Below are 9,966 nucleotides of genomic sequence, written 5' to 3' on the forward strand. Positions count from 1 at the left end.
GTTACGGGTTTGCTGCGTCCTGATAGTGGCAAGGTGTTGATGAATGGCAAATCGATCGCCCATCTACCGATGCCTAGGCGCGCCCAGCTGGGGATTGGTTACCTACCTCAGGAACCGAGCGTTTTCAGACAGTTAACAGTTCGAGAAAATTTAAATCTAGCCCTGCAGGAAAGTGGAGCACCGCGCCGCCAGAGAAGGGATCGAATCGACTCATTGATCCAAGATTTTCATCTTACCGAATTCCAAAATCGACTCGGCTATCAATTGTCAGGTGGCGAGCGCCGACGCTGTGAGGTTGCCCGAGCTCTAGCAGTCGGGGAGGAGGGCCCGCGCTACCTACTGTTGGATGAACCCTTCGCTGGGGTTGATCCGATTGCTGTTGGAGATCTGCAAAGCTTAATTCAGCAGTTGCGCTCTCGTGGGATGGGATTGCTGATTACCGATCATAATGTCAGAGAAACCTTGGCGATTACTGATCGCGCCTATATTCTTTCTGAGGGTCGTATATTAGCTTCCGGCACATCCCACTCCATTGCGGCTGATCCCCTTGTGCGCCGCCACTACCTAGGTGAGGATTTTAAAATTTGAAGATTCCCCCCATTCCAAAAATAATTAGCCGTCAATGGGCAAGGTTCCCCATATTGGATCGGTGGATTCTGTCCGAACTTATCCCCCCCCTATTGTTTGGTATCGGCGCATTCACTGCCGTAAGTTTCTCGGTGGGCGCTGTTTTTGAGATTCTACGTCGCATTTCGGAAACCTCAGTACCGCTTAGTGATGTCGTAAAGATACTTTTGCTCCAGCTTCCGTCTTTTATGGTTATTTCTTTTCCGATGGCTACTTTAATGGCCGCCCTGCTTAGCTATGGCAAACTAGCTTCAACTAGTGAGCTCACCGCTTTGCGAAGTGTTGGGGTATCGGAATGGCGCATGGTGGTGCCTGGGGTTTCGTTGGCATTAGTCATGATGCTTTTGACCTTGACATTTAATGAGTGGGTTGTACCCAATACTATGTACCAGTCCAAGGCCCTGCTTGACCGCTCCCTTGGTAGGGCCATCATTGGCCAGTCTGCTGAAAATATAACTTACTCTAAGTTTGGAGAGATCAAAAATGGTGAGGCTCCGACCTCTAGGGGGCTCACTACCTTTTTTGCTGCCCGGGAGTACAAGGAAGGAAACATGTTTGGGATTACCGTTCTCGATTTTGCTGATACCAACCGTCAAATTTTACTGCAGGCCCAATCGGGAAGTTGGCTTGAGAGCGAGGGCAGCTGGGAATTCAGGGATGGAGTTATATCTGTATTGCCCTCAGGTAAGGATAAGCAGTTAACAACAGGAGCTTTTGAGAAATATGTTTTTAAGCTCGGCATGGAGCCTATCCAAGCCGCGAAGCTACCTAAGGATTTTGATGTTTTCTCCAATACCCTCACCGTCGGTCAAGCAATGACTGCAGAGCGCCTGCTCAGGGAGTCTGGACAGACAAAGCGGGCTCGCAAATTCCAGGTGCGAATCCAGGAGAAATTTTCTTTCCCCGCCGTCTGTCTCGTTTTTGGCTTTCTGGGCTCCACCCTTGGCAGCCGACCAACTTCTCGGCAGAGCAGCAGCAAGGGCTTTGGTATGACGGTGATTTTCCTTTTTGTTTACTACCTCGGTGCCTATATCTTCAGTATGATCGGCGTCAACGGCTTTTTGCCCCCATTTGTTGCTGCGTGGTCACCTGTTTTATTAGGGCTGGGCACGGGATCATTTATTCTATATCGCTCCAGTCGATAGGCATCAAGTATTGTCTACCTGTCTTCGGGTTTTTCGATCTCGCTGCGCGGTTGACGCCTAAGCCCTCACCGTGACTTTCTTAGGCATCATGCAATATGGCATCTTTTTTTAATTATTGTATGAGCCAATTGCCTCTAGCTGGTCCTGGTTTCAATTAAGCTGTCAGAACGCTGAAATATCGCTAATGCTGCCGGATCCTGTAATTGCCCTAGGCCTTGCAGCCTTTGCCATGTTGCTGTTGGTATTGCCCCTGGCCTTCTGGGCCTTGAGCGGTGGCCACTCCAGCAAGGCGGTCCGCCTGCTCGTGGCTGCAGCCAACCTCTGCTTGACGGCCCAACTGGTGCTGCGTTGGTGGGATTCGGGCCATTTCCCAATCAGCAACCTCTATGAGTCCCTCTGTTTTCTGGCCTGGGCCTGCACCCTGACCCAGCTACTTGTGGAACGAAACTGGCCTTCCCCTTTGGTGCCTGCCGCAGCGACCCCAATGGCCCTTGGCTGTGTGGCTTTTGCCAGTTTTGCCCTGCCGGATCGGCTGCAGGAGGCCTCTCCGTTGGTGCCGGCGCTGCGATCCAGCTGGTTGGTCATGCACGTCAGCGTGATCATGGTCAGCTACGCGGCTTTGCTGGTGGGATCCCTGTTGTCGCTGGCGGTGCTCTTCACAGATCGTGGAAACAGTCTCGAGCTGCGAAGTAGTTCGATTGGCAGCGGCGGCTATCGCAAGGCCACGCTGGTCACAGCAGCCGACGGCAGTGGTGTAGTGGTGGCTCCACTACAGCTAAGCAGCGTGTCCATGCCAGTAGTTGAGCAACTTGATTCACTAAGTTACCGCACTATCACCGTTGGGTTCCTGTTGCTTTCAGTTGGGCTGGTAAGTGGGGCGGTGTGGGCAAATGAGGCATGGGGTAGCTGGTGGAGTTGGGATCCCAAAGAAACCTGGGCCCTGATTTGCTGGCTCGTATACGCGGCCTACCTCCACACCCGCCTGATTCGCGGCTGGCAGGGCCGCAAGCCTGCGCTAGTTGCAGCAGCAGGCCTGGTGGTGATTGCAGTTTGCTATATCGGCGTCAACCTATTAGGTATCGGTCTGCACAGCTACGGTTGGTTTTTTGACAGTTAAGAGCTGCTAGCAGCCATGCCTCCTAGGCGGCTACGGCGCTGGGGCGCTTGCTGTTGCGAATGCCGGTAATAGCAGCCCCATAGTCTGGCTGGTTGAAGATCCCCGAACCGCTCACGATCGCGTTGGCCCCGGCCTCGATCACCTTCCAGGCATTTTCCGCTTTGATGCCCCCATCCACCTCGATCCAGGGGTCCAGACCCCGTTCATCGCACATCCGGCGTAGGGAGCGGATTTTCTGAACCTGGTTCTCGATGAAGCTCTGACCGCCAAAGCCCGGGTTGACGCTCATGATCAACACCAGATCACACAGCTCCAGGCAATACTCGAGGCTGTCCAGGGGTGTGCTGGGGTTGAGCACGGCCCCGGCCAGTTTGCCGAGATCCTTGATCTGGGCCAGGTTGCGGTGCAGGTGGGGACAGGCTTCCACCTGCACGGAAATGATGTCGGCGCCGGCATTGGCGAAGTCGGCGACGTAGTTCTCCGGCTCCACGATCATCAGGTGCACGTCGAGGGTCTTGCTGGTAACCGGACGCAGGGCCTTCACGATCAGGGGTCCGATCGTGATGTTGGGCACGAAGCGGCCATCCATTACGTCAACGTGAATCCAGTCAGCGCCTGCCTCGTCGACGGCACGCACGTCTTCGCCAAGACGGGAGAAATCGGCGGAGAGGATCGATGGAGAGATCACCAGGGGCTTGGTGCTCATGCTGGAGTGACTGGAAGGCGGGTTTGATTGTAGGTAGTTGCTGGGAGGGCCATCGGCACTGATACAGTTGCGGCCGCTTCAAGACTGAAAGGCCCGGCAGCAGCAGGACTCTGCTCCCCTCTCCTGCCTGGCCCTAGCCACTCCCTGAAGCCCATTCCCCTGCCGGATCACCGTGGATCGCACCCTCATCCAGGAAATTCTCGAGGTCGTTGAGCAAGCTGCCATCGCCTCAGCCGAACTGACCGGCTTGGGCAAGAAAGATGAAGCCGATGCTGCTGCTGTGGAGGCCATGCGCACGCGCATGGGCCAGATCCAAATGCAGGGCCGTATCGTCATCGGCGAGGGAGAGCGCGATGAGGCCCCCATGCTCTACATCGGTGAGGAGGTCGGCAGCGGCACTGGTCCTGGGGTCGACTTTGCGGTGGATCCCTGTGAGGGCACCAATCTTTGCGCCAACAGCCAGCGGGGATCGATGGCTGTGCTGGCGGCCTCCGATCGGGGTGGGCTTTTCAATGCCCCTGACTTTTACATGAAGAAATTGGCAGCTCCTCCGGCAGCCAAGGGCAAAGTTGATATCCGCAAGTCTGCTACTGAGAACATCGCCATCCTCAGCCAGTGCCTCGGTCTGGCCGCCAGCGAGCTCACGATCGTGGTGATGGAAAGGGCCCGCCACAAGGACCTGATTGCCGAGATCAGGTCCACCGGTGCCCGGGTGCAGCCGATCTCCGATGGGGACGTGCAGGCCGCCATTGCCTGTGGCTTCGCCGGCACCGGTACCCACTGCCTGATGGGCATTGGGGCAGCTCCCGAAGGCGTAATTTCTGCGGCGGCCATGCGGGCCCTCGGTGGCCACTTCCAGGGTCAGCTGGTCTATGACCCCGCCATCGCCCAAACCTCTGAATGGGCCGATTACACCAAGGAGGGCAATATCGCCCGCCTCAATGAAATGGGGATCACGGATGTCGATAAAATCTATGAAGCCGAGGAACTGGCTTCCGGGGAAAACGTCGTGTTTGCCGGAAGTGGCATCACTGACGGCCTGCTCTTCCATGGCGTTAAGTTTGAGAAGGACTGCACCCGCACCAGCTCCCTGGTGATCAGCACCCTCGACAACTCCGCCCGCTTCACCAACACCATCCACATCAAGCCAGGTGCCACAAACATCGCCCTGAGCTGACACCTACGCCAACCGAGCACAGCCGCCAGCCTTCATGCACATTGCCGTCGTAGGCCTCAGTCATCGCACGGCCCCAGTGGAGATCCGGGAGCGTCTCAGCATCCCGGAGCAGAGCATGGAGGCTTCGCTCCAACTGCTCAAGGCTGACGACCAGGTGCTTGAGGCCTCAATCCTCAGCACCTGCAACCGGCTGGAGATCTACACCCTGCTCAGGAACCCCGAGCAGGGCATCGCCTCGATCGGTTCGTTCCTGAGCCAGCACTCGGGCTTGGCCGTTGACCAGCTCGTTCCCCACCTCTTCACCTTCCATCACGAGGAGGCGATCGCCCACCTGTTGCGGGTCTCGGCGGGACTGGACTCCCTCGTGCTGGGTGAAGGCCAGATCCTTGCCCAGGTAAAGAAGATGGTGCGCCTGGGCCAGGAGCACCATTCCGTTGGCCCCATTCTCAATCGCCTGCTGAATCAGGCGGTGAGCAGTGGCAAACGGGTTCGCACGGAAACAAACCTGGGCACCGGAGCGGTGTCGATCAGCTCCGCAGCGGTGGAACTTGCCCAACTCAAGCTTGGCCAGGCCCGCGGTATCGATGAACTTGTGCCCCTGGACCAGGAGCAGGTGGCGGTGGTGGGAGCTGGCCGGATGGCTCGCCTGTTGCTCCAGCACCTCCAGGCCAAGGGTTGCCGTGGGGTGGTCCTACTCAACCGCACGGTCGCCAGGGCTGAGCTACTGGCCGCTGATCTCCCGGCCCTGCCTGTTCAATGCCGGCCCCTCGATGACCTGGATCACTGCCTAAGCACCTGTTCACTTGTGTTCACAAGCACCGCGGCCGAAACCCCGATCATCTCGGCGGCCAGGCTTGGCGGCCTGAATAGACGATCCAGCTTGATGCTGATCGACATCGGTGTGCCCCGCAACATCGCCGCTGACACCTCGGCACTGGCGGGCGTCCAGTCCTTTGACGTGGATGATCTGCAGGAGGTTGTCAACCGCAACCAGGAAGCCCGCAGGGAGATGGCCGCTGAAGCAGAGGTACTGCTGGAGCAGGAGGCCAAGCTGTTTCTGGAATGGTGGGATGGCCTGGAGGCGGTGCCCGTTGTGAACCGGCTGAGACGCCAGCTGGAGGACATCCGCGAGCAGGAACTTCAGAAAGCCCTGAGCCGCATGGGCCCAGACCTTTCGGTGCGGGAACGCAAGGTGGTGGAGGCTTTGAGCAAGGGAATCATCAACAAGATCCTCCATACCCCGGTGACCAACCTGAGGGCGCCCCAGCCGCGTCAGCAACGGCACAGTGCGATGCGGGTGCTGCGCGAGCTCTTTGAGCTCAATGACCATCCCCCCGAGCCCTGAGCTGGGCCGTTTCCCCTGCCGGCTTGGCTGGTTCGGTCGCCTCTGCAACAGTTCGTGCCACCGCTGACCAAAAGGCTCGCCCTCGGGCCAGCTGCTCCAGTACGGTCAGCCCCAAGACCCGCCGGCAGCAAGGTTTATGAAGCGTGTACTGGCGATCATTCTCGGTGGCGGCGCTGGAACCCGCCTCTTTCCGCTCACCAAAATGCGCGCCAAGCCAGCCGTGCCGCTGGCAGGTAAGTATCGACTGATCGATATTCCCATCAGCAATTGCATTAACTCAGAAATTAATAAAATTTATGTGTTAACCCAGTTCAACAGCGCCTCGCTCAACCGTCACCTGACGATGAGCTACAACCTTTCGGCCGGGTTCGGCCAGGGGTTTGTTGAAGTTCTGGCGGCCCAACAAACCCCGGATAGCCCCAGCTGGTTTGAAGGCACCGCCGATGCCGTCAGGAAGTACCAGTCCCTCTTCCATGAATGGGACGTGGACCATTACCTGATCCTCTCTGGGGACCAGCTCTACCGGATGGACTACGGCCGCTTCGTCCAGCACCATATAGATACCGGCGCCCAGCTGACCGTGGGAGCTTTGCCAGTGGATGCCGCCCAGGCAGAAGGATTCGGGTTGATGCGCACTAGCGCTGATGGACGCATCCAGGAATTCAGGGAAAAGCCAAAGGGTGAAGACCTGGCCCAGATGCGAGTTGATACCCAGGCCCTGGGCCTCTCCGCCGAGGAGGCGCTCAAGAGGCCCTATCTGGCCTCGATGGGTATTTATGTGTTCAGCCGCGAGACGATGTTTGACCTGTTGAATAAGCATCCTTCCTCGACGGATTTTGGCAAGGAAATTATTCCGTCTTCGTTAAAGCGTGGCGACCGGCTCCAGAGCTATCTGTTTGATGACTACTGGGAAGATATTGGTACTATCGGTGCCTTTTATGAGGCCAATCTTGCCCTCACCGACCAGCCCAACCCGGCATTTTCCTTCTACGATGAGCAGTTCCCGATTTACACACGCCCCCGCTACCTACCACCCAGCAAGCTCCAGGATGCCCAAGTAACTGCCTCGATCATCGGCGAGGGTTCCCTGCTTAAGGCCTGCAGTATTCACCACTGCGTGCTGGGTGTTCGCTCCCGGGTAGAGGACGAGGTGGTGCTTCAAGACACCCTGTTGCTGGGAGCGGACTATTTCGAATCCGCTGAGCAACGGCTCGCCTTGCGTCAACAGGGAGGGATACCCGTGGGGGTGGGCAAGGGCACCACGGTGAAGCGGGCCATCCTCGACAAGAACGTGCGCATCGGCAACAACGTGACGATCGTCAACAAGGACCACCTGGAGGAGGCCGATCGGCCGGAGCACAGCTTCTACATCCGCAACGGCATCGTGGTGGTTGAGAAAAATGGCTCAATTGCCGATGGCACCGTCATCTAGGGCCCAATCCCAGTAAGCCGATCCGGGCCCATGCCAGGGGTTGCTGACAAGGTTGCCACCAAGTTGTGACGGTTCCTCAGGCCCCAGGCCGCCCCTAGCCACACTGAGGCGCAAACGGTTTCAGTTTCAGCCATGGGCAAGGCGCATTTCGGCCTGATCGGGCTCGGGGTAATGGGTGAAAACCTGGTGCTCAATGCCGAGCGCAACGGTTACTCCTCGGTCGTCTACAACCGCACCTACGCCAAAACGGAAGAGTTCCTGGCCGGTCGAGGAGCCGGCAAGGACATCGTCGGCGCAGCGACCCTTCAGGATTTCGTGGCGGCACTGGAGCGCCCGCGGCGGATCCTGATGATGGTCAAGGCCGGCCAGCCCGTTGACGACACCATTGATGCGATCTCCCCCTTCCTGGAAGAAGGGGACCTGCTGATCGACGGTGGCAATTCCCTCTATGCCGATACGGATCGTCGGGTGGCGGAGCTGGAACGCAAAAGCTTCGGCTACATCGGCATGGGTGTATCCGGCGGAGCCAAAGGGGCCCTGGAAGGGCCAAGCATGATGCCCGGGGGCACCAAGGCCGCCTACGACGCCATTGAACCCCTGGTGCGCAAGATGGCCGCCCAGGTAAGTGATGGGCCCTGTGTCACCTATATCGGCCCCGGCGGTGCCGGCCATTTCGTCAAGACCGTTCACAACGGCATTGAATACGCCATCGAGCAGATCCTGGCTGAGGCCTACGACTTGATGAAGCGGATCGCCGGCATGAACGGCGACCAGATGGCCGATGTGTTGGCTGGCTGGAATGAAACCGAAGAACTCGCCTCCTTCCTGGTGGAGATCACCGAAGTGTGCCTGCGCACCAAGGATCCGGAGACCGGCGCAGATCTGGTCGAGGCGATCGTGGATGCGGCCGGCCAGAAAGGCACGGGCCTTTGGACCGTGGTCAGCGCCCTGGAGATGGGGGTGCCCGTACCGACGATCTACGCAGCTCTCAATGCCAGGGTGTTGAGCTCCCTGCGCCCCGAACGGCTGGCCGCTGGAGCCCTGCTGCCCGCGCCCCCAGCCCATTCCTTTTCCCTCGGCGAGCCGGCCGATGGTATGGCCCCCCTGCGGGATGCCTGCATCGCAGCCTGCATCGTCAGCTACGGCCAGGGCATGGCCCTGCTGCAGGAAGCTTCAAAGCTGCACGATTACAACCTCAATTTCTCGGCGATCGGCCAGATCTGGAAGGGAGGTTGCATCATTCGGGCCCGATTGCTGCAACGCATTCAAAATGCCTACAGCGCCAACCCCACCCTGGCGAACCTGGTGCTTGATCCCTGGTTTGCCGAGCAAATCAACAGGCGACTGCCCGGCCTGCGCCAGGTGGTGGCCGGTGCGGCCCTGGCGGGCATACCCGTGCCCTGCCTGAGCAGCACCCTCGACTACATCGACAGCTACCGCAGCGGCCGCCTCCCCCAGAACCTGGTGCAGGCGATGCGGGACTGCTTCGGCTCCCACACCTATGAGCGGACCGACAAGCCAGGCAGCTTCCACACCGAATGGCTTGACTGAATGACTGCTTCCCATCCCCCCTTGCCCTTTTGCCCATGACCTCCTCGCCCGCCCCGCCACCGAGCTATCGGGTGGTGGTGGCCGACTCGGCTGAAGATCTGGCCCGTCGCACGGCCCAGACGATCGGCTCGGCGTTGGATTTGGTGCTGGCGCAGCGGGATCGGGCCCAGATCGCCCTGGCGGGGGGTGGTACGCCCCGAGCTGCCTATTGCCATCTGGCCCAGCAGCATCTGCCCTGGGGGCGGGTGGATGTGTTGTTGGGTGATGAGCGCTGGGTTCCAGCGGACGATCCCTCCAGCAACGCCCGCATGGTGCGAGAAACCCTGATGGCGGCCGAACCCGGCAGCCATGCCTGCCTGCATGCTGTGCCAACTGACCTGCCAACCCCGGAGCAGGGCGCTCATGCCTACGCAGAGCTGCTGCACCATCTCTGTGGGGGCGAGCCGCCAGCCCTGGATTTGGTGCTCCTGGGCCTCGGCGACGATGGCCACACAGCTTCTTTGTTTCCGGGAACAGCCGCTCCCCTCGTGGTGGATCGCTATGTGACCCTCGGGGAGGGCAAGGGTCTGCCGCGGGTAACCCTCACCGCGCCGACCCTCTCGGCGGCTCGACAGGTGATATTCCTAGTGAGCGGCAGCGGCAAGGTGGAGGCGCTCAGGCGTTTACTCGATCCACTGGAGGCCCCGGAGCGTACGCCCGCAAAGCTCGTGCACCCCAGCGGCGAAGTGCTGATCCTGGCTGACCGGGCAGCGGCTGCTGGCCTGGAGCCGTGATACCCATCGCCAGCGGGGATGGCTTTAGCGGATGGCATGCCCTCAATGACACGGTGATGGGTGGTCGCAGCCAGGGAAGCTGCCGCATAGGCC

The 9,966-nt window shown here is 59.3% G+C and carries 9 protein-coding genes; 8 read left to right on the plus strand and 1 reads right to left on the minus strand.

Going from position 1 to position 9,966, the window contains the following annotated elements; translation table 11 throughout:
* The 3 genes from lptB to ccsB all read left to right on the plus strand — a co-directional run.
* Nucleotides 1–588 (plus strand): LPS export ABC transporter ATP-binding protein (lptB, locus tag KBZ15_RS11525; RefSeq protein WP_255015363.1); only part of this gene is annotated, 588 nt, incomplete at its 5' end.
* A complete protein-coding gene (locus KBZ15_RS11530) occupies nt 585–1,772 on the plus strand; it encodes an LptF/LptG family permease (protein WP_255015364.1) in 1,188 nt (395 codons plus the stop codon). The genes lptB and KBZ15_RS11530, both read left to right, overlap by 4 nt.
* A 184-nt stretch (nt 1,773–1,956) precedes the next feature.
* Entirely contained in the window at nt 1,957–2,889 is a 933-nt protein-coding gene (gene ccsB / locus KBZ15_RS11535; protein WP_255015365.1) for a c-type cytochrome biogenesis protein CcsB, read from the plus strand.
* Between the two features lie 22 nt (nt 2,890–2,911).
* Here the strand turns inward: ccsB and rpe are convergent, their stop codons facing one another.
* Nucleotides 2,912–3,595, minus strand: a complete 684-nt coding sequence (gene rpe, locus KBZ15_RS11540; protein ID WP_255015366.1) for a ribulose-phosphate 3-epimerase — start codon at nt 3,593–3,595, stop codon at nt 2,912–2,914.
* Between the two features lie 172 nt (nt 3,596–3,767).
* Here rpe and glpX point away from each other — a divergent pair, with 172 nt between their 5' ends.
* The 5 genes from glpX to pgl all read left to right on the plus strand — a co-directional run bounded on the left by glpX (nt 3,768) and on the right by pgl (nt 9,873).
* Entirely contained in the window at nt 3,768–4,772 is a 1,005-nt protein-coding gene (gene glpX / locus KBZ15_RS11545) for a class II fructose-bisphosphatase (RefSeq protein WP_255015367.1), read from the plus strand.
* Nucleotides 4,773–4,806: 34 nt separating this feature from the next.
* The gene (locus KBZ15_RS11550) at nt 4,807–6,117 is read left to right on the plus strand and encodes a glutamyl-tRNA reductase (protein ID WP_254931754.1); all 1,311 of its coding nucleotides are present in this window, start codon (nt 4,807–4,809) and stop codon (nt 6,115–6,117) included.
* Between the two features lie 136 nt (nt 6,118–6,253).
* On the plus strand, nt 6,254–7,549 hold the full coding sequence (locus KBZ15_RS11555; protein WP_255015368.1) for a glucose-1-phosphate adenylyltransferase: 1,296 nt from the start codon (nt 6,254–6,256) through the stop codon (nt 7,547–7,549).
* Nucleotides 7,550–7,681: 132 nt separating this feature from the next.
* Nucleotides 7,682–9,100 carry an NADP-dependent phosphogluconate dehydrogenase gene (gene gndA, locus KBZ15_RS11560; RefSeq protein WP_255015369.1) on the plus strand — a complete coding sequence of 473 codons (1,419 nt, stop codon included), beginning with the start codon at nt 7,682–7,684 and terminating at the stop codon, nt 9,098–9,100.
* 35 nt (nt 9,101–9,135) lie between these two features.
* Nucleotides 9,136–9,873, plus strand: a complete 738-nt coding sequence (pgl, locus tag KBZ15_RS11565) for a 6-phosphogluconolactonase (RefSeq protein ID WP_255015370.1) — start codon at nt 9,136–9,138, stop codon at nt 9,871–9,873.
* Nucleotides 9,874–9,966: the final 93 nt, after the last annotated feature.

The sequence above is a fragment of the Cyanobium sp. BA20m-p-22 genome, from assembly GCF_024346275.1.
GTDB lineage: Bacteria > Cyanobacteriota > Cyanobacteriia > PCC-6307 > Cyanobiaceae > Cyanobium_A.

What these genes read in the sequence shown, in the direction of transcription:
- ccsB (WP_255015365.1), top strand. Translation starts at nt 1,957, where the DNA reads ATGCTGCCGGATCCTGTAATTGCCCTAGGCCTTGCAGCCTTTGCCATG.
- rpe (WP_255015366.1), bottom strand. Translation starts at nt 3,595, where the DNA reads ATGAGCACCAAGCCCCTGGTGATCTCTCCATCGATCCTCTCCGCCGAT.
- KBZ15_RS11550 (WP_254931754.1), top strand. Translation starts at nt 4,807, where the DNA reads ATGCACATTGCCGTCGTAGGCCTCAGTCATCGCACGGCCCCAGTGGAG.
- KBZ15_RS11555 (WP_255015368.1), top strand. Translation starts at nt 6,254, where the DNA reads ATGAAGCGTGTACTGGCGATCATTCTCGGTGGCGGCGCTGGAACCCGC.
- gndA (WP_255015369.1), top strand. Translation starts at nt 7,682, where the DNA reads ATGGGCAAGGCGCATTTCGGCCTGATCGGGCTCGGGGTAATGGGTGAA.
- pgl (WP_255015370.1), top strand. Translation starts at nt 9,136, where the DNA reads ATGACCTCCTCGCCCGCCCCGCCACCGAGCTATCGGGTGGTGGTGGCC.